This is a genomic window from Paraburkholderia sp. UCT2 (assembly GCF_014397665.1).
In the GTDB taxonomy this organism is placed as follows: Bacteria; Pseudomonadota; Gammaproteobacteria; order Burkholderiales; family Burkholderiaceae; genus Paraburkholderia; species Paraburkholderia tuberum.
This window is the reverse complement of the sequence record NZ_VZQO01000049.1, coordinates 1-24905: the sequence shown is the minus strand read 5'-3', so window position 1 is coordinate 24905 and position 24905 is coordinate 1. Positions and strand designations below refer to the sequence as shown.

The following is a 24905-nucleotide window of genomic DNA, read 5'->3' as shown; positions in this document are numbered from 1 at the left end:
GAGTCACGCTGGCGCGGCTTCGCGCGCAGGGAGCGCGGCGCGGCCGGGACGGCTATAAGCGACCCGAAAGTTTAACATAACGAGCAGCAGCAGCAGGATCGCGGCCCCGCCGTTATGGGCGACCGCAATCGGTAACGGCCATTGCAGCACGATGTTCGACAAGCCGGTGACGAACTGGATCAGCACCACCAGCAGCACGCCGTTGGCGGGTCGCCGCAGTGACTCGAAGCGGCGCATCTTCAACGCGAACCACACCAGATAGGCGATCACAGCGAACGCGAACGTGCGATGCGTCCAGTGAATCGCGACCAGCGCATCCTGCGTGATCACGTCGCCGTCGGCGGTCATGCCGAGCGCGCGCCACAGGTGGAAGCCGTGCGCGAAGTCCATCGGCGGAATCCATTGGCCGTTGCAGGTCGGGAAGTCGGTGCACGCGAGCACCGCGTAGTTCGTGCTGACCCAGCCACCGAGCGCGATTTGCAGTACCAGCAGCGCGAGACCCGCGAGCGCGGCCACGCGCCAGCACGCGGCCTCGGGCTCGTAGGCCGGCAGCGGCGTCAAGCGCGCCGCGAGCCAGCCGAGCGTGCCGAGCAGCGCCAGGCCGAGCAGCAGATGCGTGGTCACGATGATCGGCTGCAGCCTCATGGTCACGGTCCACGCGCCGAACACGCCCTGCACGACGATCAGCAGCAGCAGCGACGTCGGCCACCACGGCGACACATGCAGCGGACGACGCTTGATACGCGCCGTCCAGGCAATGATCGTCTGCGCGATGATCAGCACGCCGATCGCCATCGCGAAGTAGCGATGGATCATTTCGATCCACGCCTTCGTCATGCTGACGGGGCCGCTCGGCATCGCCTGATAGGCCGCGGAGATCGCCGCGTGCGCGATGAACGGCGACGACGTGCCGTAGCAGCCGGGCCAATCCGGGCAGCCGAGGCCCGAATCGGTGAGGCGCGTGAAGCCGCCGAACATCACGAGATCGAGCGTCAGGAAGGTGGTGAGCCAGACCAGCTTGCGGAATTTGTTGTCGTCGGCCTTGACCCACACGTAGGACAACGGCAGCAACGCGATACACAAGCCGATCAGGCCCAGTTGCAATACGAACATCTCATTTACCCAGGTTGCGGCGTCAGCCGATGGTCGACCATTTGAGCAACTTGGTCAGGTCGCCTTTGATCTTGCTCGGGTTCGCGTCTTTCGGAAAACGCATCATCAGATTGCCGTTCGGATCGACCAGGTAGATGTGGTCGGTGATCCGCGTGCCGGTGTCGGCGGGCAGCCACGCGGCGACCTGCGCCGGATCGGCGATCAGCATGTCGGTGTTGGGGTAGGCGGTTTGTATCACGTCCGCGACCTTGTCTGCATCGGTGCGCAGCCATACTTCCATGACGCGCTCGCGTTCCGGGCCCTGAGCTGCGCGGATTTGTCGCATGAAGTAGAGCTTCGTCACGCAGGCTTGGTCGCACGCGCTGTTGTCCACCGAGATCATGAGCCAGCGGCCATGCAGCGAGGCGAGCTTCAGCGGCTTGCCGTTCGCGCCGGTGACCATGAGCGAGTCCGGGATCGGCCGTTGCGGCTCGATCAGCGCGCCGTAGTTCGTGCTGCCGCCGGTCGGCTTCACGACGTAGTACATGAAGTACGAGATCGCGATCGGCGCCGCGCAGATCACCGCGAGCAGCAGCAGCACCCAGCGGCCGCGCCGCCACGAGCCCGGGCCGTTCGGTTGGCCGGGCATCGCTTTGGCTGCGGCGGGTTTGCCGCTGGATTTGCCAGCTTCCGGCGAACGGGGAGTTTGAGTCGACACTACAGAACCTCTTTCAATGTTTGGACGGCGGCGAGCCGTGCCTTGCGTTCCTCACGCGCCCGGCGCGTGCTCTTTTTTGCCCGCGCGGCGCGCCGCATACAGACCGAAGGCGAGCGCGGCGGCGGCCATGCCCCACCACTGCAACATGTAGCCGTAGTTGCGCTCGACGCCGGTGGTCGGTGCGGGCCAGTCGCGCACCAGGCCGTCGCCGGCATCGCCGGTCTGCTGGATCACGAACGATTGCAGCGGCAGCCCGGTCTCCGCGGCGTACGAGCCGACATCGAGATTCTGCCGGATCAGGTGATGCGCGGCCGATCCGCCCTCGCCGAGCTCGAACGCGCGCGACGCGTCGGCACGCGCAATCCCTTCGATCTGGACCTCGCCCGGCGGCGTCGTGTACGGCGCGATGGTCTCGCGATTGCTCAGGTTGCGCGGCAGCCAGCCGCGATTGACGAGCACGTAGCCGCCGTCGGCGAGTTTAAAAGGCATCACGACGTAAAAGCCCGGCTGATCGTTATACGGACGATTATCGAGGTACACGACCTTGTCCGTGACGAAACTGCCGCGCGCTTTCACGCGATGAAACTCGACGTCCTTCAGCGCGAGCGGCGCCGCGCTGACCGGCAACGCGGGCGCGTTCTCGAACTGCGTGATGCGCGCCTCGAGCGCTTCCTTCTGATGCGCGCGATCGCGCTGCCAGAAACCGAGCCGCATCGTCACGACGACGACCAGCAGGATCAGCAGCGCGGGAATCAGGCGAAACTTCATTGCAGGCGCTCCGGCATCGCGCTCAGGGCCGCCGGGAACCTGCGGCAGACGCCCGCTCGCGGTGCGATAATGAATGTCTTGCCACTGCGCTTTCCGCTTTCAGTTGGTTCCATGCACATTATCGTTCCCATCGCCTTTGCTCTCATCATCGCCAGCATGGTGTCGGCGCTGTATTTCATGATGCACGACAAAGGCAAGACCAAGCGGATGGTCTGGTCACTCGCCACGCGGGTGGGCCTGTCGATCTCGCTGTTCCTGTTCATCCTGTTCGCACACTGGATGGGCTGGATTCAGTCAACCGGGATTCCGTACGGGCGCTGACGCTCGCGGGTAGGTCGCCGCCGCATCCCTTCAGCGGCACATTTTCCTCGCCGCCAAACAAAACGCCGCCCTGAGAGGTCGAGGGCGGCGCTGCATTCAGCCTTGCATACTGCTCGTGCGCGCCGCCTGAACGGCATTGCGCGCACGGATCTGGCCGCATTACAGCCAGTACACGACGACGTACAGCCCGAGCCACACGACGTCGACGAAGTGCCAGTACCAGGCCGCGCCTTCGAACGCGAAGTGATGTTCCGGCGTGAAGTGGCCGCGAATCAGGCGCACCAGCACGACGGAGAGCATCGTGCCGCCGAGGAACACGTGAAAGCCGTGGAAGCCGGTCAGCAGGAAGAACGTCGAACCGTAGATGCCCGAAGCCAGCGTCAGGTTCAGCTCGTTGTACGCGTGGAAGTATTCGAAGCCCTGCAGGAACAGGAAGCTCACGCCCAGCACGATTGTCGCCGCGAGCCACGCAATCGCCTTCTTGCGATGGTTGTCGCGCAGCGCGTGGTGCGACACCGTCAGCGTCGCACCCGACGATAGCAGCAGCGCCGTGTTGATGGTCGGCACCGGCCACGGCTGCATCGACTTGTAGGTGCCCACGAGGTCGGCCGGGCCGTTGTTCGGCCACACCGCCGTGAAATCCGGCCAGATCAGTTTGTAGTCGAGGCTGCCGAGTTGATGCAGCGCGATTTCGCGGGCATAGAACAGCGCGCCGAAGAATGCGCCGAAGAACATCACTTCGGAGAATATGAACCAGCTCATGCTCCAGCGGTACGACCGGTCGACGTTCTTGCCGTACATGCCGCCTTCCGACTCGGCGATCGCGTCGCCGAACCAATGCCAGAGCGTAAAGAGCAGCCACAGCAGACCGATGAGCACGCCAAGCGGCGCCCAGGTATGGTCGTTGATCCAGGCCGCAAGCGATCCGAGCATGACCAGCAACCCCGTAGCGGCGCTGATCGGATGCCGCGACGGATGCGGTACGAAATAGTACGGGCTCTCGTTTTGACCGCTCATTCTTGATTCTCCACTTCAGTCCAGTTGTTCCGGAATCTCCGGCTGTATCTTCGGCGGCGCGTCGATACCGCACCGCTTCTCTCTAATTCGTGGGCTCTTCTCTGCTACTGCCTCAACCGACCACGAGGCGCACGACCAGAATCAGCACCCCGATCAGAACCGCCGCGCCGATCAGCGCCGCCACGATCACATGCAGCGGGTTCAGTTGCGTCGCGTCCGCCTCGAGATCGCGGCGCTTGCGCACGCCGAAAAACGACCAGAACACCGCGCGCATCGATTGACCGAAACTGCTCTTGCGCGGACTGCCGCCGTTATCGTTCATGTCGCTTCGTTTTCCTTCGTTCGTCCGCGGCTCGCGCCGTCAAATCTGCTTCAGGCCGGCTGCGCGGGAGTGGCTGCCGCGCTGGTCACTGCATCGTTCACTGCATTCGCCTTCGACGCCACATCATCCGTGCTAGCTGCCGCCGGCGTGTTCAACTCGAAAAACGTGTACGACAGCGTGATCGTCTTCACGTCCTTCGGCAACTTCGGGTCGACGACGAACACCACCGGCATCCGCTTCGTCTCGTTCGCGTTCAACGTCTGCTGCGTGAAGCAGAAGCACTCGATCTTCCTGAAGTACTCGGTCGCCTGCTTCGGCGCGTAGCTCGGAATGGCCTGCGCACGGATCGTGCGCGACTGCTCGTTGCTGACGTCGTACATGACCGTCGTTACTTCGCCCGGATGCACGTCGAGACTGCGCTGCTCCGGCTTGAAACCCAACAGGCCCCGCGCGTTCGCATCGAATTCGATCGAAATCGTGCGGCTCATGTCGACCTGCGTATTCTTCGCCTCGCGCGCTGAAACGTCGCGCTGCACGAGGTTGTTCACGCCGGTGATCTGGCAGATCGCGCGATACATCGGCACCAGCGCGAAACCGAAACCGAACATCATCAACGCGACGACGAACAGCTTGATCAGCATCGAACGGTTGAAAGAGCGGTCGGCCTCGGCCGGCGGTTGCGTCGACATCTGAATCCTCAACAAACCTGCATACGGACTGCGAAGGCGGCGTTAGCTGAACCAGCACTGCTTCAGAATCGCGCTCGCGAAAAACACCGCGGCGATCGCGAACATCACCAACCCTATCCGCCTGTTGCCCGCGCGAATCTGCTCCGGCGTACGTCTTTCCTGTGGATTGCGCGTCATGCTCGACTTTCCGAGTACGGTTCTTGACTGGCGAGGCCGCCGCGCGAAGCGCCCGAGTCCGGTGGCGGCATGTCGCGCCGCCGGAACCCGGCACCTCGCCGGGATAGGCTTACTCGACGGTCGGCGGATGCTCGAACGTGTGGAACGGAGCCGGGCTCGGCACGGTCCACTCGAGGCCCGTTGCGCCGTCCCACGGCTTGTCGCCCGCCTCGACGAGCTCACCACCGCCACGGTAGGCCGGCAGCGCCACCGCGAACAGGAAGTACACCTGTGACAGACCAAAGCCGAACGCGCCGATCGAGATCACCTGGTTCCAGTCGGTGAACTGCGCCGGGTAGTCGGCATAACGACGCGGCATGCCAGCGAGACCGACGAAGTGCATCGGCAGGAACGCGAGGTTGAAGAAGAACATCGACGCCCAGAAGTGGATCTTGCCGCGCGTTTCGTTGTACATCCAGCCGGTCCACTTCGGCGACCAGTAGTACCAGCCGGCGAACAGCGCGAACAGCGACCCCGCCACCAGCACGTAGTGGAAGTGCGCGACCACGAAATAAGTGCCGTGATACTGGATGTCGAGCGGCGCCATGGCGAGCATCAGACCCGACAGGCCACCGAACGTGAACACGATCAGGAAGCCGACCGCGAACAGCATCGGCGTTTCGAAGGACAGCGAACCGCGCCACATCGTCGCGACCCAGTTGAACACTTTCACGCCGGTCGGCACCGCGATCAGCATCGTCGCGTACATGAAGAACAGCTGCCCCGTGACCGGCATGCCGGTCACGAACATGTGGTGCGCCCAGACCATGAACGACAGGATCGCGATCGATGCCGTTGCGTACACCATCGAGCTATAGCCGAACAGCGGCTTGCGCGAGAACGCCGGGATCACCTGCGAGACGATCCCGAACGCCGGCAAGATCATGATGTACACCTCGGGGTGCCCGAAGAACCAGAAGATGTGCTGGTACATGACCGGGTCGCCGCCGCCTGCCGCATTGAAGAACGACGTGCCGAAGTGACGGTCGAACAGCACCATCGTGATCGCGCCCGCCAGAACTGGCATCACGGCGATCAGCAGGTACGCGGTGATCAGCCAGGTCCAGACGAACATCGGCATCTTCATCAGCGTGAGGCCCGGCGCGCGCATGTTCAGGATCGTCACGACGATGTTGATACCGCCCATGATCGACGACGCACCCATCAGGTGGAGCGCGAAAATCGCGAAGTCCATGCCCGGGCCCATCTGCGTGGACAGCGGTGTGTACAGCGTCCAGCCCGCGGCGGTTGCGCCGCCCGGTGCGAAGAACGAGCCGACCAGCAGCACAGCGGCGACCGGCAGCAGCCAGAAGCTGAAGTTGTTCATCCGCGCGAAAGCCATGTCCGATGCGCCGATCTGCAGCGGCACCATCCAGTTCGCGAAGCCGACGAACGCCGGCATGATCGCGCCGAACACCATGATCAGCCCGTGCATGGTGGTCAACTGGTTGAAGAACTCGGGACGCATGATCTGCAGACCCGGCTCGAACAGCTCGGCACGGATCATCAGCGCCATCACGCCCCCGGACAGGAACATGGTGAACGAGAAGATCAGATACAGCGTACCGATGTCCTTGTGGTTGGTTGCGAACAGCCAACGACGCCAGCCATGCGGCGTTTCGTGGGCATGGTCGCCGTGCACGTGCTCGTGGCCCGCGACTACATCGTGTCCGATGCTAGACATGACAATCTCCTAAAGCGAATTCTGCGGTGCTGACCATGAACACGTCAGGCTGCCGGGCTGATCTGAACGCGCCGGGCTTCCTTCGCGTCGGTGCCGCCGGTGATCGTTTCCGGCTTCTTCAAAAGAATATGGTCTTCGGCAATGCCGGCTGCTTTCAGCGCGTCGCGAACGGCTTCGGCACGACTCTTCGCGAGCTTCGCGTTGACGTCGGCGGAGCCGGTTGCGTCGGTGAAGCCCGACAGCGTGAATTTCGCGTCCGGATGCGCCTTCGCGTAGGCCGCGGCCGCGTCGACCGCCGCTTTCGCGTCGGCCGGCAGCGTGCTCTTGCCGGTCTCGAAGTAGATGCTCGCCGGCAGCGCGGCCTCTGCGCTGTTCGAAGCAGCCGCGCTAGCCTCGTTGCCCGATGCGGCCGGTGCGGACACCGCTTCTGCGCCCGACGCTGCTTCCGCGCCCGATGCCGCAACGGCGCCGCTCGCGGCAGCACCGGCGTTGGCCAGATGATCGCCGCCTTCCGGCAGCTTGCCGTTGCGCGCGTCGGCGACCTGCTTCGGCTGCAGGATGTCGCCCGTGTGGTTGCCCCACGAGTTACGTTCGTACGTGATCACCGCGGCGATTTCGACGTCGTTCAGCGTCGGCGCCCACGAAGGCATCGCGTTCTTGCCCTTCAACACGAGGCTCACGTGCTGCCCGATCGGACCGTTGGCGATCTTGCTGCCGTCGAGCGCCGGGAATGCGCCCGCGCCCTTGCCGGTCGGCTGGTGGCAGACCGCGCAGTTCGACGCGTAGACCTTGCCGCCGCGTTCCATCAGCTCGGCCATCGTGTAGGTCTTGTTCGGATCGTCCTGGCCTGCGGCCATTTTCTTCTTCTCCTCGTCGACCCACTTCGCGTAGTCGTCGGCAGACAGCACCTCGACGACGACCGGCATGAACGCGTGTTCCTTGCCGCACAGTTCGGTACAGAAGCCGCGGAACGTGCCGGTGCGGTTGGCCTTGAACCACGTGTCGCGCACGAAGCCGGGAATCGCGTCCTGCTTCACGCCGAAGGCCGGCACGTACCAGGAGTGGACCACGTCGTTCGCGGTGGTGATGATGCGGATTTTCTTGTCGACCGGCACCACGAGCGGGTTGTCGACTTCCTGCAGATACAGCGTGGAGATCGGCTCGCGGCCATCGGTTTGCGCGCGCGGCGTGGCGAGCGTGGACAGGAAGCCGATGCCCTCGCCCGGACCCTTCACGTAGTCGTAGCCCCACTTCCACTGGTAGCCGGTGACCTTGATCGTGAGGTCGGCGTTCGAGGTGTCCTTCATCGCGACGACGGCCTTGGTGGCGGGCAGCGCCATCAGCACGACGATGACGAACGGCACGATTGTCCAGATGATTTCGACGGTGGTGCTTTCGTGGAAATTGGCTGCGTTGTGGCCTTTCGATTTGCGGTGCGCGAAGATCGAATAGAACATCACGCCGAACACACCGATGAAGATCACGGTGCAAAGGCCCAGCATGAACATGTGGAGGCTGAACAGTTCCTCAGCGATTCTCGTTGCAGGCGGCTGGAGATTGATCGCGTTGACGGCGGGGCCGCCCGGAGCATCGCCCACTGCCAGGGCGGCACCGGCGAAAAGCAGTCCGCTCGTCGCCAGCACGCTCATGAGCGCTCGCTTGATTGTTTTCATAGCTTCCTTACCCAAATTTTCCATTCAAACCCCTCGACCCCGCTGGCAGCGTGTCGCGCCCCCTTGAACGCCGCGCGTCCGGCACCATCTAACAACGTGCCAGCCACATACGTAGTTCGCCTGCGAACTGCGCGCGCCGATTCTGCGCGAGGTGTTGCCCGATCATGATCGTCTGCCCGCGCGAGACCAGCTTGATCTGATCGCGCGGCGTTGCGCCCGGCTCTATCCGCACCCAGCGCGGATTGAATTCGAACTGCGTAATCTGCTCGGCGCTGACCTGCTCGATCACGATCCGGTTCGGAAACAACCGGATGCGCTCGTAATCGACAGCATGACGCGCATATATTGCAAACGCGATACCTACGGCCAGCAATTCGACTCCGGTGAACGGCAACACCAGCCAGGCGCCGACCAGAACCAGCATGAATGCAATTGCCAACGAAAACAACGCAAGCGACACGTACAGACAGACGAACTGCCGCGGCGATATCGAACAGTTGCGCTTCATGGTCCAGTCCCTGAGGACAGGTTCTGAATCCGCCAGCAGATGATCTGATGCGCCCATCGCTGCCTCCTGCGAATCGTCGAGTCCGGCCTGCCTTCTTTTACTTCCGGATGCATCTCGCGGCCGCCGTTCGTGTCACTGTTTCCAGCATCACTCGCGAGCGCGCCAACCCCTACCGCATCACTTCATTTTGCAGCCCCGCGCCTCGGGCTTGCCACCCCAAATGTGGGAACCTCGGGTGACAAACTGACGCATTATAGGCGTGATCCATAGCATCGACAAGCAAGCCCCGATCGGCCCACAAGCCAGGCGCGACAAGCCTTCGCGCCATTTTGCCCAGCATTTTGCGGCTCTTTTGAAGGGCAAATCCCAGGCATAACGGATGTCCTCTTTACCGCTTTTGCAACACGTCAACCGCACCGTCGGCAAGCAGTTGATGACAGCACCGCAATCTGCTATCCACGCTTGCCCGGACCTCGTCCGATGTCCTCGAGCCGCACGATGCCATGTCCTTCCGCCGTGGTGCGCGGCACGGCTTTCCATGCGTGGCCGTAGATCACCTCGAAGGTCAGCGCGATCGTGCCGTCGGCGCGCCGGCGCGCTTCGAGCGCGGCGAGCAGGGCTTTGTGCAACCGACGCGTGAGCACGCCGTCACGCGCATCGCGCTCGAACGGGTACGCGCCCCAGCGACGCACGTCCGCGAGCAGCGACTCGGGCGACTTATAGGTGATCGTCAGCGTCTCCTGGTCCATCACCGGAATCTCGAAGCCCGCCTCGACGAGCATGTCGCCGAGGTCGTGCATGTCGACGAAGTCGATCACATGCTTGCGAGACGCGACGCCGTGCGCGGCCTCGATCTCGGCGTAGGCACCGCGCAACTCCTTCAGCGTATCGGGGCCGAGCGTGCTGAACATTAGCAGGCCGTTGACCTTCAGCACGCGCTGCCATTCGGGAAAGACCAGATCGGGCCGCGAGTGCCAGTGCAGCGCGAGGTTGGACCAGATGAATTCGAATGCGCCGGACGTGAACGGCAGCGCGGAGAAATCGGTTTGCGCGAAGCGCGGGCCACGCGCGCCGAGCGCCTTGCCGAGCGAGGCGGGAAGAAAGCGCCGCCAACTGGTGTCGCCGGCATCGTGACGCAGCGCGCGGCGGAGCATGCCGTGCGACAGATCAGCGCCGAACACCGGCGCCTCGGGAAAGCGTTCGCGCAATGCGGGGAGGTCTTCGCCCGCGCCGCAACCGGCGTCGAGCACGCTCGAGGGCGCCACCTTGATGTAATCGAGGCGCTCGCGCATGCGCTGCGCAATCTCTCGCGGCAGGAACGCAACCTCGTCGAAGGTGGCAGCGCGACGGTCGAAAATACGCCTGAGGCGCCGTGAATCGTAGGCCGGACGGCCAGATTGAGCGGATGTTGGGGACATGTGTGTCGTGCTGGCGTGAGCTCGAAGTATACTCGGTCGTTCCCCTCCATTCAGCGAGAACGGCTTTCACCGGCGCTCACTCGTGCGATTCCAGTCATTTTCTTCGTCGTGTCGAAATCAGGTGGCGCGTTTTGCGCGCGGTCTGCATTCGGCATGGCCGCGGGCCTTGAACGCCGCGCTGCCGAACCTGTGCGCGTTGTGCGGCAATTTGTCGCATAAGACGTTGTGCGACGGTTGCGACGCGGCCTACTGGAACGAGAGCCGGCTGCGCTGCACCGTTTGCGCGGTGCCGTTGCCGGCGTCACGCTGGGTCGCTCAGGCGCGGTATCGCTGCGCGGATTGCGTGGCCGAGCCGCCGCCGTTCGACGCGAGCTTCGCGCTCGCCGACTATCGCGCGCCGCTCGATACGCTCGCAGTCGGCCTGAAGTTCCGCGCCCGGCTGATGCTCGCGCGAGACTTCGCGCAACGCCTCGCGCGGCTCGCTGAAGCCAATTGGCACGACGCGGCCGAGCGGCCCGACGTGATCGCGCCAGTGCCGCTCGCCGGTCGCCGTCTGGTCGAGCGCGGCTACAACCAGGCCTGGCAGATCGCGCGGCCGCTCGCCCGGGCGCTCGGCGTGCGCGGCGACCCCACGCTGCTCGAACGAACGCTCGACACCGCGCCGCAATCGCGCCTCGATCTCGATGCGCGCCGGCAGAACGTCGGCCGAGCGTTTCGCGTTGCGCGCCCAGTGCGTGGCCTGCACGTCGGCATCGTCGACGATGTCATGACGAGCGGCGCGACGCTCGAAGCGCTCGCGCATACGCTGAAGGCCGCCGGCGCGCGGCGGGTTACGAACTTCGTCGCGCTGCGCACTCCGAAAAACTAGCTTTTACGTGGTCTTCTTATGTTCAACGTCGTTCTCGTAGAACCCGAAATTCCGCCCAACACCGGCAACGTGATTCGCCTGTGCGCGAACACCGGCGCCCGGCTGCACCTGATCGAGCCGCTCGGCTTCCCTCTCGACGACACCAAGATGCGGCGCGCCGGCCTCGACTATCACGAGTACGCGGAAATGAACGTGCATGCCGATTGGGACGCGTTCATCGCGAAAGAAACGCCCGACGCGTCGCGCATGTTCGCATTCACGACGCGCGGCTCGGGGCGCTTTCACGACCACGCGTTTCAACCGGGCGACTGGTTCGTGTTCGGCGCCGAAACGCGCGGCCTGCCCGGCACGGTGCTCGAGCGCTTTGCGAACGAACAGCGCGTGCGTCTGCCGATGCGTCCCGGCAATCGCAGTCTGAATCTGTCGAATACGGTGGCGATCGTGGTATTCGAAGCGTGGCGTCAGGCCGGCTTCGAAGGCGGCGCCTGACGGCGTTCGAGCTCGGCCTCGTAGCGTGCGAACATCGCGTCGTCGAAGCACGCGAACGTCACGTGCTTCATGTGTGGTGTGCGCGGCAACGTGTCGAGTACGGTCGCGACCGCGATGCTGACCGCAACGTCGGCGGGGAAACGGTAGATACCGCAGCTGATCGCTGGAAACGCGATGCTCGTGCACTGAGTTTCGCGCGCGACTTCGAGTGAGCGCTGATAGCACGATGCGAGCAGGTCGGCCTCGCCATGCGCGCCGCCACGCCACACTGGACCGACCGCGTGAATAACATGCTTCGCGGGCAGACGATAGCCGGCGGTGATTTTGGCGTCGCCGGTCGCGCAGCCGCCGAGCGTTTCGCATTCGCGCAGCAACTCCTTGCCGGCCGCGCGATGAATCGCGCCATCCACACCGCCGCCACCGAGCAGCGAAGTATTCGCGGCATTGACGATCGCATCGACGGCGAGCGTCGTGATATCGACCACGCGCGCTTCGAGCGTGCACGTGCCTCGACTGAGATTGAAGGTGGGCATGGGAACCTCGCTGACCCGAGTCTCGCTAACGAAGTGGACAACCCGAAGTGGACAACCAGACGAGGCAGCCGTTCAACGCGAATTTCCGCTAAACGGCTGATAGAAAAGGCTTTATTCCGCCTTCGAATCGCGCCGCAGGAGCGCGCTAACCGCATCGCGCGGCGCCACGCCGTCGAACAGCACCGCGCAGACCGCCTGCGTGATCGGCATTTCGATTGCATGAGCACGTGCGATCGAGAGTACCGCCCGCGCACAGCGCACGCCTTCAGCCACGTGACCGAGACCGCCGAGGATGTCGTCGAGCGTGCGGCCCGTGGCGAGTTGCAGGCCCACGGTGCGGTTGCGCGACAGATCGCCGGTGGCAGTCAGAATCAGATCACCGAGGCCGGTCAACCCGGTAAAGGTTTCCGCGCGCCCACCGAGCGTCACGCCAAGGCGCGACATTTCGGCGAGGCCGCGGGTGATCAGCGCCGCGCGTGCATTGAGGCCGAGGCCGAGGCCATCGGCGATGCCCGTGGCGATGGCGAGCACGTTTTTCACCGCGCCGCCCACTTCGACGCCGACGACGTCGTCGCCGGTATAGATGCGCATCGCGCCGTGATGGAACGCCGCGACCGTGCGTTCGCGGCACGCCGCCGACGGGCTCGCGATCGTCAACGCAACCGGCAGCCCCTGCCCGACTTCGCGCGCGAAGCTCGGTCCGGACAACACGCCGTTGCTCGCATGCTCGGGCAATTCCGCCGCGACCGCCTGATGCGGCAACAACTGCGAATCCGCTTCGAACCCCTTGCACAGCCACACGATATGCGCGGGCACCTTGCCCGCATCGCGCATCGCGCGCAACAGGCCGCGCAGGCCAGCCACGGGCGTCGCGACCACGCACAGCGCATCGTCGTCGAGCGCGTGATCGAGCGCCACTCCGAGATCCGCTTCAAAGCGAAGCGCGGGCGGCAACGCGACGCCCGCCAGATAGCGGGCGTTTTCATGCGAAGTGGAAAGCTCGGCGATGAGCGCGGACTCGCGCGCCCACAACACCGTGTGGTGCCTTAAGGCCAGATGGCCGGCGAGGGCGGTGCCCCAGGCGCCAGCGCCGAGAACGGCGACTTTCATAGCCGGCACTGCGCGCGGCGCCTTAATGCGTGACGCCTTTTTGCGCCGCGCCGTCCTGCTGCGCCGCGCTCATCTGGGCGAGACGCTGCTCGTACAGCGCCTGGAAGTTGATCTCGGCGAGGTGGATCGGCGGGAAGCCGGCGCGGGTGATCGCATCGGCGATGTTCGAGCGCAGGTACGGGAACAGGATGGTCGGGCAGGCAATGCCGACGAGCGGATCGATCTGCTCGGCAGGAATGTTGCGAATGTCAAAAATGCCGGCCTGTTTCGCTTCGATCAGGAACGCGACCTTGTCCGACACCTTGGCCGTGACCGTGCCCGTCACGAGAATTTCAAACACGGATTCGGCGAGGCGCTCGGCCTTCACGTCGACTTCGACTTCGACCGACGGCATTTCCTGCTCGAGGAAGATGCCCGGCGAATTCGGCTGCTCAAGCGACATGTCCTTCAGATAGATGCGCTGGATGTTGAAGAACGGCTGGTTATTCTCGTCGGACATGATGGTGATTCCTGATAGGTGTGCGTGGCGGCGGCCGATGCACGCATGGGCCGCCAGATTATTGCGCCGGCTCGCCGGCTCCACGAGGAGCGCGTGCGCCGGCTTATCGAGTGGTCCGCCCGCTCGCGCGGCGCGAAACGCGCGAACTCAGGCTGCTTCGAGCAGCGGCGTCAGACCGCCCGCGCGATCGAGCGCGGAAAGGTCATCATAGCCGCCCACATGCGTCTCGCCGATGAACACCTGCGGCACCGTGCGACGACCGGTCCGGGTCATCATCTCCTCACGACGGCCCGGGTCCTTGTCGATCAGTACTTTCTCAACGTGCTCGACGCCGCGCGACTTTAAAAGACGTTCGGCCATCTGGCAATACGGGCACACCTGGGTGCTGTACATGATCACTTTGTTCACTTGGCTGCTCCTTGTTTCACAACCGGCATACCGGCTTTCTGCCAGGCGTCGACGCCGCCCTCGAGAACATGGACTTCCACGTATCCCGCTTCCTGCACGATACGCGCGGCCTTGTTCGACTGCTGGCCGGTCTGGCACACCAGCAGCACCGGGTTGCTCTTATTCTTCGCGAGTTGCGTGACTTTCGCCTGCAACTCTGTGAATTCGAAATGCCGTGCCGAGGGCAGGTGCCCCTTGGCGTAATCGGCGGACGGCCGCAGATCGATGACCGCCGCGTTGCGCCGGTTGATCAGTTGGGTGGCTTCAGCGGCCGACAGGCCGCCACGTCCACGCCGACTGATGGTCGGCCACAGCAGCAACCCACCAGAGATAAGGACGATTGCGATCAGGACAAGGTTTGTGTATTCGGTGAAAAACTTCACGGAGGATCCGCCGGAAAGAGAGAAATCGAAGAGGTCAACCTGACCATTATAAAATAACCGTCTGACGCGATGGCGACGCGCCGCTAGAGGCGCCGCACAGCGCGAGACCGCTTCCTCACTACCGACCGGCAACTCTCATGTACAAACTCGTTCTCATCCGCCACGGCGAATCGACTTGGAACAAGGAAAACCGCTTCACCGGCTGGGTCGACGTCGACCTCACCGAGCAGGGCAACCTCGAGGCGCAGCAGGCGGGCGGGCTGCTCAAGGAATCGGGCTATACGTTCGACATCGCCTACACGTCGGTGCTCAAGCGCGCGATCCGCACGCTGTGGCATGTGCAGGACCAGATGGATCTGATGTACCTGCCCGTCGTGCATTCGTGGCGCCTGAACGAACGCCACTACGGCGCGCTGTCGGGTCTGAACAAGGCCGAAACCGCCGCCAAGTTCGGCGACGAGCAGGTGCTGGTCTGGCGCCGCAGCTACGACACGCCGCCGCCCGCGCTCGAGCCCACCGACGAGCGCGCGCCGTACACCGATCCGCGCTACGCCAAGGTGCCGCGCGAGCAACTGCCGCTGACCGAGTGCCTGAAAGACACGGTCGCGCGCGTGTTGCCGCTGTGGAACGAGTCGATTGCGCCGGCCATCAAGTCGGGGCGCAGCATCCTGATCGCCGCGCACGGCAACTCGATCCGCGCGCTGGTCAAGTATCTCGACAACATCTCGGACAGCGACATCGTCGGCCTCAACATCCCGAACGGCGTGCCGCTCGTCTATGAACTCGACGACAACCTGAAGCCGATCAAGCACTACTATCTCGGCGACCAGGACGCGATCGCCAAGGCGCAAGCCGCGGTCGCGAGCCAGGGCAAGGCGGGCTGATCCGGCATTTCCGGGCGCGGCCCACGCCACGAAAACGCGCGGGGCCGCACGCAGACAACCGGGCCGGCAAGAAATTCTGTATTGCGCCCGGCGGTCAGATTCAGAGGCCCGCTGCAGGGTTCACCGTAGCGGCGAGCGCATCCGCTGGCCTTGCGCGGCAACTCTCGGTTCCGACCCGCCGAGTGCCATGTCGTACGGCTCGCCATCCGCGGCTCGGGTCGCAAGAACCAGGACCTTCCCGTACTGTCGAAGCACGATTGCCTGCACCGCGCCCTGAGCAGGCGGGTGTGCAGTTATACTTGTCCGTCCAATCTTTATCGACGCTGCCACGCGCTTCCGACCGCAACAGACTCTATGCGAAAGAACCTGAAAAATATCGGCCTGATTGCCGCGGGCCTTGCTACCGGTGTCTTTGCCACCCTGCAATACTCCGCCTCGGCCCAGCAACCCGCTAGCGCTGCGGTCGCCCCGCTGCCGCTAGACCAGCTCAGGCTTTTCGCCGAAGTGTTCGGGCAGATCAAGCACGAATACGTCGAACCGGTCGACGACAAGAAGCTGCTCACCGCCGCGATCAAGGGCATGGTGTCCAGCCTCGACCCGCACTCGTCGTACCTCGACAAGACCGACTACGAAGAGCTGCAGGAGCAGACCAAGGGCCGCTTCGCGGGCCTCGGCATCGAAATTTCGTCGGAAGACGGCCTGATCAAGGTAATTTCGCCAATCGAAGACACGCCCGCGTTTCGCGCCGGCATCCGTCCTGGCGACCTGATCACGCGCATCAACGACAAGCCCGTGCGCGGCATGACGCTCGACCAGGCGGTCAAGCAGATGCGCGGCGACCCGGGCACCAAGGTCACGCTGACCATCTTCCGCAAGACCGACGACCGCACGTTCCCGCTCACCGTCACGCGCGCGATCATCAAGGTGCAGTCGGTGAAGGGCAAGATCGTCGCGCCGGGCTTCGCGTACGTGCGCATCACGAGCTTCCAGGAACGCACCACGCCCGACCTCGCGGCCAAGCTGCAGGATCTCGCGCGCCAGGAGCCGAACCTGAAGGGCCTCATCCTCGACCTGCGCAACAACGGCGGCGGTCTGCTGCAAAGCGCGGTCGGCGTCGCGGGCGCGTTCCTGCCGCCGAATTCGGTGGTGGTGTCGACCAACGGCCAGATTCCGGATTCGAAGCAGATCTATCGCGACACCTACGATAACTACCGTCTGCAATCGTTCGACAGCGATCCGCTCAAGGACGTCCCGGCCATCTTCAAGACCGTGCCCATGATCGTGCTGACCAACGCGTATTCGGCGTCGGCGTCGGAAATCGTCGCGGGCGCGCTGCAGGATCAGCACCGCGCGCTGATTCTCGGCAAGACCACGTTCGGCAAGGGTTCGGTGCAAACCGTGCGCCCCATGACGGCCGACACCGCACTGCGCCTGACCACCGCGTATTACTACACGCCGAGCGGCCGTTCGATCCAGAACAAGGGTATCCGCCCCGACCTTCCTGTCGACCAATACGCGGAAGGCGATCCGGACGACGCGCTCGTGACCCGCGAAGTCGACTACTCGAATCACCTTGCGAACACGCAGGACCCGAACGAGAAGAAGGAAGCGGAGCAGCGCGAGCAGGAGCGCATGGACCAACTGCGTCAGCTCGAAGAACAGAACGACAAGAAGACGCCGGAACAGCGCCAGAAGGAGCGCGAACGCAAGCCGGTCGAGTTCGGTTCGGCCGACGACTTCATGCTGCAACAGGCGGTCGACAAGCTCGAAGGCAAACCGGTTCAGGAATCGAAGTCGCTGATGGAACGCCGTCTCGCGCAGAACAAGCCGGGCACGTCGGCCTCCGCGCCGGTCGCGGTGAAGCCGACGCAACCGGTGCCGGGCGCATCGGGACCGGCGCCGGCTTCGGCACCGGCTCCCGCTGGCAAGTAAGCTGGCCAACAGGCAGCGAACCCCGCGCGTGTCTTCGCAGCACGATAGTCTGCGAAGACACGCCGCAACAGTTTCAGCAAAAGCCGCCGCCTAACCGGTGGCGCATCACGGCAAGCCGCAACCGCCACCCTCCCCGCGCGATTAAAATAACAGCCACGAATGCGCGCCGCGGCCCCTCAGCCTGCCTCTCCTTGCGCGACACAGCGACATAGCGACACATCCCACGCGCCCCGCCATGAATGACGATCAACTCCTTCGCTACTCCCGCCACATCCTCGTCGACGAAATCGGCATCGAGGCGCAGCAGCGTTTTATCGACGCCCACGCGATCATCGTCGGCGCTGGCGGGCTCGGTTCGCCAGCCGCGCTGTATCTCGCGGCGGCGGGCGTCGGCCGTCTGACGCTCGTCGATGCCGATACCGTCGACCTGACTAATCTGCAGCGGCAGATCCTGCACGTGAGCGCGTCGGTTGGACGTAGGAAGGTCGAGTCCGGTCGCGACATGCTCGCGCGGATCAATCCCGAGGTCGTCGTCACCGCGGTGGCCGAGCGCGTCGACGATGCGTGGCTCGACCGCGAGGTGCCGCACGCGAGTGTCGTGCTCGATTGCACCGACAACTTCGCGACGCGTCACGCGATCAACCGCGCGTGCGTCAAGCATCGCGTGCCGCTCGTGTCGGGCGCGGCGCTGCGCTTCGACGGCCAGATCAGCACTTTCGATTTCCGCGATGAAGCGTCGCCGTGCTACGCGTGCGTGTTTCCCGAAGACCAGCCGTTCGAAGAAGTCGCATGCTCGACGATGGGCGTGTTCGCGCCGACGGTCGGCATCATCGGTTCGATGCAGGCTGCCGAAGCGCTGAAGGTGATCGGCGCAATCGGCACGCCGCTCGTGGGCCGCCTGACGATGCTCGATTCGCTGCGGATGGAATGGAGCACGATGCGCATCGGACGTCAGCCGGATTGTCCGGTGTGCGGCCACGCGCACGGGTCTTGAGGCGGTCCTGCACTGCCCGTTCGCGTGACGCCGAAATAGCAGAACGCCGCACATGTGCGGCGTTTTTTCGTTCAACGAGGCAAGACGATGCGCGTCAGATTCAAACCAGCGCGACCCGCTTGAGCGCCGCCTGCACCTCCTCCGGCTCGAACGAAGCCAGCACGTCGGCAACGGGCTTTTCGAGCGTCTTCAGATGCGAGCGCAGCACTTCCTGCTTGACCTCGAGGAGTTGGCTCGGATGCATCGAAAACTCGGTCAGGCCCATGCCGAGCAGCAGACGCGTCAACGCCGGATCGCCCGCCATCTCACCGCACACCGACACGGGCACGCCCGCGCGTTTCGCCTCGCGCAGCGTGAACGCGATCAGATGCAGCACGGCCGGATGCAGCGGGTCGTACAGATGCGCGACCGCGTTGTCCGCGCGATCGATCGCGAGCGTGTACTGAATCAGATCGTTGGTGCCGATCGACAGGAAATCGAGCCGCTTCAGAAACAGCGGCAACGCGATCGCGGCGGCCGGGATCTCGATCATCGCGCCCACCTGCACGTTCGGATCGTAAGCGATACCCGCGTCGTCGAGTTGACGCTTTGCTTCGCGGATCAGATCGAGCGTCTGGTCGATTTCCTGCGCGTGCGCGAGCATCGGGATCAGGATCTTCACCCTGCCGAACGCCGACGCGCGCAGGATCGCGCGCAACTGCGTGAGGAACATCTGCGGCTCGGACAGGCTCCAGCGAATCGCGCGCAAACCGAGCGCCGGATTCGCGGCGGTCTCGTAGCCGTCGCCGCCCATCGAATCGAGCGGCTTGTCGGCGCCGACGTCGATCGTGCGGATCGTGACCGGCAAGCCGTTCATCAGTTCGACCGCGCGACGATACGCGCTGAACTGCGCCTCCTCTTCGGGCATCCGGTGCTTGTGATTCATGAACAGAAACTCGGTGCGGAACAGACCCACGCCGGTCGCGCCCGATTCGACCGCCGCGAGCGCGTCGTCCGGCAACTCGATGTTCGCGCACAGTTCGATGCGCGTGCCGCACAGCGTTTGCGTCGGCGAGAACTTGAGCCGTTGCAGCTTGCGCTGCTCGAGTTCCTTCTCGCTTTGCCGGTACGAGTATTCCTCGAGCACGATCGGCGCGGGATCGACGATCACGATGCCGTGGTCGCCATCGACGATGATCAGATCGTCCTGGCGGATCAGCGCGCTCGCATGCTGCACGCCGACCGCGGCCGGAATGCCGAGGCTGCGCGCGACGATCGCGGTATGCGACGTGCGCCCGCCGAGATCGGTGACGAAGCCCTGGAACGTCTGCGTCTTGAACTGCATCATGTCGGCCGGCGCGATGTCATGCGCGACCACGATCATCTCGTCGCACGCGCCATGCACGTTGCCGACGATGCCCGGCGCGCCCGCGAGCGCCTTCAGCACGCGCTCGACGACCTGCTCGATATCGGCCTTGCGCTCGCGCAGGTATTCGTCTTCGATAGTGTCGAAATGGCGCGACAGTCTTTCGAGCTGTTCGGTCAGCGCCCATTCCACGTTGTAGCGGCGCGTGCGGATCAGGTCGATGGTTTCCTGAACGAGCATGACGTCGTTCAGGATCATCGTGTGAACGTCGATGAACGCGCCCATTTCGCTCGGGGCATCCGCGGCAAGATCGGCGCGCAATACGTTGAGTTCTTCATGCACGCGTTGCTGAGCCGCGCGAAAACGCCCGACCTCCCCTTCGATCTGGGGCGGTTCGATCAGATAGTGGTCTACGTCGAGTGCTGCCGGGGCGATCAGATAGGCCCGCCCGATGGCGATACCGCGTGACACGGGAATTCCATGCAGCGTGAATGACACGCGCACCTCCTCTAGTTGTGTAATGCCGCGGCAAACCGCTGCAATGCTCTCAGACTGTACTGGGCATTATAAATTCCGCGCCTTTTTGAAGTGTGTCAGCGGTGTGTGCAGCGCAGCACGGATTATCGCAACGAGGTGCCCTCGTACCCGGCGAAGCTTCGCTTTATACACGTCGCGCAAAACATATGGTTTAAACATTGAAAACGCACGTCGTCTTACGCACTCTTCCCGATGGCTTTCGCGCCGCTTCTAGATCCCTTTAATGTCGATTAACGGCGCGCCTCTTCTGATATTCAGATGTCGGCGGCGAAAAAAAACCGCGGACTGAGCCGCGGCATTTTCGGGTTTGTCGAACGCAAAGCGCGCGGCTTTATTGACCTTCGCCAAATTTATCGGCGATCAGTTTCAAGAGCGCGTCCATCGCGTCCTGTTCGTCGGTGCCTTCCGTTTCGATCAGCACGGTACTGCCGATGCCCGCGGCCAGCATCATCACGCCCATGATGCTCTTCGCGTTGATACGACGGCCATTGCGGCTCATCCAGATTTCCGCCTGGTAGTTGCCCGCGAGTTGCGTCAACTTGGCCGACGCGCGCGCGTGCAGCCCCAGCTTGTTCACAATTGTCGTTTCCTGTTGCAGCATGTGATGGTCCGAAGCGCGGGTGAATGAAATGGTGAAAAGTGTTAGTGCAAAGCGGCTCCAATGCGATCGGCACCGTTGTGAAACCGCTTGAATCCGTTGAAGCTTGCCTGCGAACCAGCCCGGCTTACAGGCCGGGCGCGTCCGTCTTTTGCGTCAGATCGGCGTCGGCCGGCAAAGCGGGAACACAGTCGGCGGCCGCCGCGTCAGGCGGCAGCGCCGGCAGGCACTCGGCAGCGTACGCTGGCGGCGTGACCGGTGTCGGCATCGCCGGTCCGATCGCGTGCACGCCCTTGGTCGCGCCGGCGAGCGCCTTGTCGACGAGCGTGTCGAGCGGCGTCGCGCGATAGCAGACCGCGCGCACCAGCATCGGCAGATTGACGCCGCACAGCACACGCACGTCCGGCACGGTGGCGAGCCGGCCCGCGATGTTGGCCGGCGTCGCGCCGAACATGTCGGTCAGCACGAGCGCGCCGTTCTCTTCCTTCAGCCGCACGACTTCCGAATTCGCGAACGCGACGACCTGCGCAGGATCGCAATCCGGCGACACGTCGATCACGCCGATACGCGCCGGCAAACCGCCATAGATGTGGGAAATGCAATCGCGCAACGCGGTGGCGAATGGAGCGTGCGCAATGATCAGAATGCCTGCCATATCAGCCTTACTGCAAAAGAACGGCCCCAAACCGTGGACCGGGACTCAAGCCCGGTTCGCCATCGCCCCGGACCGGCCGTGGGTCGCGAGGGCGGGAATGCATCGTCGGGCGAGCGGGCATTGTAGCAGCCTCATTTTCGCGCCAATCCCGACGCCACGCCTGATGCGGATTTACTACACAGATTGGGGGTGCAGCCGGGCAATCAAGGCCACTGCGTCGGCGCGCCACGCGTCAGCCGACCGCGCGCTCCAGCGCGTCGACGAACATCGCGGCGACGTCGAAGCCGGTCTGGTCCATGATCTCGCGGAAACACGTCGGGCTCGTGACGTTGACTTCGGTGAGCCAGTCGCCGATCGCATCGAGTCCGACCAGCAGCAGGCCGCGCGCCGCCAGCACCGGCGCGAGCGTATCGGCGATCTTGCGATCCTGCTCGCTGAGCGGCCGCGCGACGCCCAGTCCGCCGGCCGCCAGATTGCCGCGCACCTCATTACCCTGAGGAATGCGCGCGAGCGAGTACGGCACCGCTTCGCCGCCGATCAGCAGGATGCGCTTGTCACCTTCCTTGATCTCGGGGATGAATTTCTGCGCCATCACCGAGCGCGCGCCGTCGTGGCTCAGCATTTCGACGATCGAGCCGAGGTTCATGCCGTCCGCCTTCACGCGGAATACGCCCATGCCGCCCATGCCGTCGAGCGGCTTCAGGATCACGTCGCCGTGCTGTTCGTGGAACGCGCGCAGACGCGCCGGGTCGCGAGTGACCAGCGTCGGCGCGACGAACTGCGCGAACTCGCCGATTGCGAGCTTCTCCGAATGATCGCGGATCGCCTGCGGTTTGTTGAAGATGCGTGCGCCGCCACGCTCGGCCAGTTCGAGCAGCCAGGTCGACGTCACGTATTCCATGTCGAACGGCGGGTCCTTGCGCATCACGACCGCGCCGAAGCTCGCGAGCGCGCGCGGCGTGGCGGCATCGGCGGCAAACCAGACATCACGATGCAGATCCGTGGTATCGCCGACGATCGCAATGCGCTGCACGTTCGCCTCGACATCGCCGCCCGTCCACGCCAGATGCTTCGGCTCGCAGGTGTACACCGTGTGACCGCGCCGCGCCGCTTCGGCCATCATCGCGTAGGTCGTGTCTTTGTAGATCTTGAAATGGCTGAGCGGATCGGCGATGAAAAGAATGTCCATGAAAGTCCCGGTGCGCCCTGAGGGGCGTGACATTGTTCGTCAATATAGTCTTTGAAGACGGCGATGGCGGCACGCATGCCGCCATCCTGCCGCGCGAGGTGGCTTAGACCTGGATCGCTTCAGGATCGGTCTTTTCGAGTTCGACCGATGCGGCCAGCAACCCGAGCCGCGCCACGACGCCATACATATAGAAGCGGTTCGGCGGCGCCGCGCCGGGCTTCGCGTGCGCATCGGGCAGCGCCGTGTGTTCGAAGCCGAGCGGCACGAAGTGCATGCCCGGCGCGTTCAGGTTCTGGTCGCGCTCGCGGCTGCCGTGCACGCGATAGAAGCCGCCCACCACATAGCGGTCGATCATGTAGACGACCGGCTCGGCGACTTCCTCGCCGATGCGCTCGAACGTGTAGACGCCTTCCTGCACGATCACGTCGTGCACTTCGAGGCCGTCTTTGGTCGCGGCCATGCGCGTGCGTTCGCGCTTCGTCAGCGCGGCGACTTCCGACGCGTCGTGCACGGTCATCACGCCCATGCCGTAGGTGCCCGCATCGGACTTGATCACGACATACGGTTTTTCGGAGATGCCGTACTCGCGATACTTGCGCGCGATCTTCTTCAGCACGCCGTCGATCGCATCGGCAAGGGCTTCCTCGCCGGTGCGCTGCTGGAAGTCGACGCCCTCGACGTGCGCGAAATACGGATTGATCATCCACGGATCGATCTCGACCATCTTCGCGAACTTCTTCGCGACGTCGTCATAGCACGAGAAATGCGTCGACTTGCGACGCACCGCCCAGCCCGCATGCAGCGGCGGCAGCAGGTACTGCTCGTGCAGGTTTTCGAGCACGGGCGGAATACCGCCGGACAGATCGTTGTTCAGCAGGATCGAGCACGGGTCGAAGTTCTTCAGACCAAGGCGCCGCTGCGAGCGCTCGAGCGGTTCGAGCACCAGCTTCTGGCCGTCCGACAGCGCAATCGTGACCGGGCCGTTGATGGTTTCGTCGAGCGTGCCGAAGCGTACGTTCAGACCCGCCTGGCGCATGATCGACGCAAGCCGGGCGACGTTTTCGAGGTAGAACGCGTTGCGGGTGTGACGCTCGGGAATGACGAGCAGATTCTTCGCGTCCGGGCAGATCTTTTCGATCGAGGCCATCGCGGCCTGCACCGCGAGCGGCAGCACTTCCTGCGGCAGATTGTTGAACGCGCCGGGAAACAGATTGGTGTCGACCGGCGCGAGCTTGAAGCCCGCGTTACGCAGATCGACGGAACAGTAGAACGGTGGCGTGTGCTCCTGCCATTCGAGCCGGAACCAGCGTTCGATAGCGGGCGTGGCGTCGAGGATCTTCCGCTCGAGGTCGAGCAGCGGGCCGTTTAACGCCGTAACTAGGTGCGGAACCATTGATCACTCGCAGACTGGAGAAAAAAGATTGTAGAGCAAATGCTTTGTCCATTTGGGGACGGTTTCTCCATTCGCAAGCAGACTCGAATGCATTCTCCCTATCTCGATGATAGGCGCGGAAAATCACCGTTCGCAACCCGATCAGCAAGAAAAAAGCCCGCCATGAAGGCGGGCGAAATTGCTGCGCTTGCTTAACCATTTTTTCTTACTGACTGGCCCGGGAGCGCGGGCCGAACCGGGACAGGTTCTCCGTTATTCGACTTTCTCGCCGTGCAGGCTCACGTCGAGGCCTTCGCGCTCCTGCTCTTCGGTCACGCGGATGCCCATCACCAGGTCGATGATCTTCAGCAGCACGAAGCTCACCACGCCGCTGTAGATCAGCGTCGTCAGCACGCCCTTCGCCTGCAGGATCACGCTGCCGTCCGAGCCGCCGATGTCCTTGACCGCGAACACGCCGGTCAGCAGCGCACCGATGATCCCGCCGATGCAGTGCACGCCGAACGCGTCGAGCGAATCGTCGTACCCGAACTTGTGCTTGAGCCACGTGGCCGCCCAGAAGCAGACCACACCCGCGACGATACCGATCACGAGCGCGCCGACCGTGCCGACGAAGCCCGACGCCG

General features: G+C 63.9%; 27 protein-coding genes and 1 pseudogene. 6 read left to right on the top strand and 22 right to left on the bottom strand.

The genetic code is table 11. The annotated features are described in order from the left end of the window. Positions 1-3: 3 nt before the first annotated feature. The 3 genes from F6X39_RS29655 to F6X39_RS29645 are packed head-to-tail and all read right to left on the bottom strand — an operon-like array spanning position 4 to position 2578. Positions 4-1113: a COX15/CtaA family protein gene (locus F6X39_RS29655; RefSeq protein WP_187619188.1), complete on the bottom strand. Its 1110-nt coding sequence runs from the start codon at positions 1111-1113 to the stop codon at positions 4-6. Positions 1114-1135: 22 nt separating this feature from the next. Next, entirely contained in the window at positions 1136-1810 is a 675-nt protein-coding gene (locus F6X39_RS29650; protein WP_187619187.1) for an SCO family protein, read from the bottom strand. A gap of 51 nt (positions 1811-1861) precedes the next feature. Further along, complete coding sequence (locus F6X39_RS29645; RefSeq protein ID WP_187619186.1) at positions 1862-2578, bottom strand: SURF1 family protein; 717 nt, start codon at positions 2576-2578, stop codon at positions 1862-1864. Positions 2579-2689: 111 nt separating this feature from the next. On the opposite strand from F6X39_RS29645, the gene F6X39_RS29640 reads away from it, so the two are divergent. After that, on the top strand, positions 2690-2899 hold the full coding sequence (locus F6X39_RS29640) for a twin transmembrane helix small protein (RefSeq protein WP_008921867.1): 210 nt from the start codon (positions 2690-2692) through the stop codon (positions 2897-2899). 159 nt (positions 2900-3058) lie between these two features. Here the strand turns inward: F6X39_RS29640 and F6X39_RS29635 are convergent, their stop codons facing one another. From F6X39_RS29635 to F6X39_RS29605, 8 genes are all read right to left on the bottom strand, one after another. Continuing rightward, positions 3059-3916 (bottom strand): cytochrome c oxidase subunit 3, encoded by an 858-nt coding sequence (locus F6X39_RS29635; protein WP_187619185.1) that lies wholly within the window; start codon positions 3914-3916, stop codon positions 3059-3061. Between the two features lie 112 nt (positions 3917-4028). Next, complete coding sequence (locus F6X39_RS29630) at positions 4029-4238, bottom strand: DUF2970 domain-containing protein (RefSeq protein ID WP_018419310.1); 210 nt, start codon at positions 4236-4238, stop codon at positions 4029-4031. Positions 4239-4288: 50 nt separating this feature from the next. Further along, complete coding sequence (locus tag F6X39_RS29625) at positions 4289-4927, bottom strand: cytochrome c oxidase assembly protein (RefSeq protein ID WP_187619184.1); 639 nt, start codon at positions 4925-4927, stop codon at positions 4289-4291. A 42-nt stretch (positions 4928-4969) separates the two neighbouring features. Continuing rightward, a complete protein-coding gene (locus tag F6X39_RS36400; protein ID WP_018419308.1) occupies positions 4970-5104 on the bottom strand; it encodes a cytochrome oxidase small assembly protein in 135 nt (44 codons plus the stop codon). 109 nt (positions 5105-5213) lie between these two features. After that, positions 5214-6827, bottom strand: a complete 1614-nt coding sequence (ctaD, locus tag F6X39_RS29620) for a cytochrome c oxidase subunit I (protein ID WP_184062540.1) — start codon at positions 6825-6827, stop codon at positions 5214-5216. A gap of 44 nt (positions 6828-6871) precedes the next feature. After that, positions 6872-8524, bottom strand: a complete 1653-nt coding sequence (gene coxB, locus F6X39_RS29615; protein WP_187619183.1) for a cytochrome c oxidase subunit II — start codon at positions 8522-8524, stop codon at positions 6872-6874. A 64-nt stretch (positions 8525-8588) separates the two neighbouring features. Then, on the bottom strand, positions 8589-9065 hold the full coding sequence (locus tag F6X39_RS29610; protein ID WP_187619182.1) for a DUF2244 domain-containing protein: 477 nt from the start codon (positions 9063-9065) through the stop codon (positions 8589-8591). A 395-nt stretch (positions 9066-9460) separates the two neighbouring features. Then, entirely contained in the window at positions 9461-10426 is a 966-nt protein-coding gene (locus F6X39_RS29605) for a methyltransferase domain-containing protein (RefSeq protein WP_187619181.1), read from the bottom strand. Between the two features lie 121 nt (positions 10427-10547). Here F6X39_RS29605 and F6X39_RS29600 point away from each other — a divergent pair, with 121 nt between their 5' ends. Both F6X39_RS29600 and trmL read left to right on the top strand, forming a co-directional pair. Then, positions 10548-11294: a phosphoribosyltransferase family protein gene (locus F6X39_RS29600; RefSeq protein ID WP_409340024.1), complete on the top strand. Its 747-nt coding sequence runs from the start codon at positions 10548-10550 to the stop codon at positions 11292-11294. Positions 11295-11312: 18 nt separating this feature from the next. After that, complete coding sequence (gene trmL, locus F6X39_RS29595; RefSeq protein WP_090802877.1) at positions 11313-11783, top strand: tRNA (uridine(34)/cytosine(34)/5-carboxymethylaminomethyluridine(34)-2'-O)-methyltransferase TrmL; 471 nt, start codon at positions 11313-11315, stop codon at positions 11781-11783. Here trmL and F6X39_RS29590 read toward each other — a convergent pair. The 5 genes from F6X39_RS29590 to F6X39_RS29570 all read right to left on the bottom strand — a co-directional run bounded on the left by F6X39_RS29590 (position 11756) and on the right by F6X39_RS29570 (position 14755). Then, positions 11756-12316: an O-acetyl-ADP-ribose deacetylase gene (locus F6X39_RS29590; RefSeq protein ID WP_187619180.1), complete on the bottom strand. Its 561-nt coding sequence runs from the start codon at positions 12314-12316 to the stop codon at positions 11756-11758. The two genes, trmL and F6X39_RS29590, sit on opposite strands and share 28 nt — an antisense overlap. Before the next feature lie 111 nt (positions 12317-12427). Then, on the bottom strand, positions 12428-13426 hold the full coding sequence (locus F6X39_RS29585; protein ID WP_090802873.1) for an NAD(P)H-dependent glycerol-3-phosphate dehydrogenase: 999 nt from the start codon (positions 13424-13426) through the stop codon (positions 12428-12430). A 22-nt stretch (positions 13427-13448) separates the two neighbouring features. After that, positions 13449-13925 carry a protein-export chaperone SecB gene (gene secB, locus F6X39_RS29580; RefSeq protein WP_018419299.1) on the bottom strand — a complete coding sequence of 159 codons (477 nt, stop codon included), beginning with the start codon at positions 13923-13925 and terminating at the stop codon, positions 13449-13451. A 147-nt stretch (positions 13926-14072) separates the two neighbouring features. Then, on the bottom strand, positions 14073-14333 hold the full coding sequence (grxC, locus tag F6X39_RS29575; RefSeq protein ID WP_090802871.1) for a glutaredoxin 3: 261 nt from the start codon (positions 14331-14333) through the stop codon (positions 14073-14075). Next, complete coding sequence (locus F6X39_RS29570; RefSeq protein ID WP_187619179.1) at positions 14330-14755, bottom strand: rhodanese-like domain-containing protein; 426 nt, start codon at positions 14753-14755, stop codon at positions 14330-14332. The genes grxC and F6X39_RS29570 overlap by 4 nt, the downstream gene beginning before the upstream one ends. Before the next feature lie 137 nt (positions 14756-14892). Here F6X39_RS29570 and gpmA point away from each other — a divergent pair, with 137 nt between their 5' ends. The 3 genes from gpmA to F6X39_RS29555 all read left to right on the top strand — a co-directional run bounded on the left by gpmA (position 14893) and on the right by F6X39_RS29555 (position 18565). After that, positions 14893-15639 carry a 2,3-diphosphoglycerate-dependent phosphoglycerate mutase gene (gpmA, locus tag F6X39_RS29565; RefSeq protein ID WP_184066970.1) on the top strand — a complete coding sequence of 249 codons (747 nt, stop codon included), beginning with the start codon at positions 14893-14895 and terminating at the stop codon, positions 15637-15639. Between the two features lie 354 nt (positions 15640-15993). Then, positions 15994-17571: a S41 family peptidase gene (locus tag F6X39_RS29560; RefSeq protein ID WP_187619178.1), complete on the top strand. Its 1578-nt coding sequence runs from the start codon at positions 15994-15996 to the stop codon at positions 17569-17571. Between the two features lie 235 nt (positions 17572-17806). Further along, complete coding sequence (locus tag F6X39_RS29555) at positions 17807-18565, top strand: HesA/MoeB/ThiF family protein (protein ID WP_187619177.1); 759 nt, start codon at positions 17807-17809, stop codon at positions 18563-18565. A gap of 100 nt (positions 18566-18665) precedes the next feature. Here F6X39_RS29555 and ptsP read toward each other — a convergent pair whose 3' ends face one another. The 6 genes and pseudogenes from ptsP to F6X39_RS29525 all read right to left on the bottom strand — a co-directional run. Next, positions 18666-20408, bottom strand: coding sequence for a phosphoenolpyruvate--protein phosphotransferase (gene ptsP, locus F6X39_RS29550; RefSeq protein ID WP_187619176.1), 1743 nt, complete (start codon positions 20406-20408; stop codon positions 18666-18668). Between the two features lie 370 nt (positions 20409-20778). Then, the gene (locus F6X39_RS29545; protein WP_018419292.1) at positions 20779-21048 is read right to left on the bottom strand and encodes an HPr family phosphocarrier protein; all 270 of its coding nucleotides are present in this window, start codon (positions 21046-21048) and stop codon (positions 20779-20781) included. A gap of 124 nt (positions 21049-21172) precedes the next feature. Continuing rightward, positions 21173-21700, bottom strand: coding sequence for a PTS sugar transporter subunit IIA (locus tag F6X39_RS29540; RefSeq protein WP_187619175.1), 528 nt, complete (start codon positions 21698-21700; stop codon positions 21173-21175). Between the two features lie 232 nt (positions 21701-21932). Next, positions 21933-22889: a glutathione synthase gene (gene gshB / locus F6X39_RS29535; protein ID WP_187619174.1), complete on the bottom strand. Its 957-nt coding sequence runs from the start codon at positions 22887-22889 to the stop codon at positions 21933-21935. A gap of 103 nt (positions 22890-22992) precedes the next feature. After that, positions 22993-24282: a glutamate--cysteine ligase gene (gene gshA, locus F6X39_RS29530; RefSeq protein WP_018434736.1), complete on the bottom strand. Its 1290-nt coding sequence runs from the start codon at positions 24280-24282 to the stop codon at positions 22993-22995. Between the two features lie 252 nt (positions 24283-24534). Beyond that, positions 24535-24905: pseudogene (locus F6X39_RS29525) on the bottom strand (ammonium transporter); the annotation flags it as partial.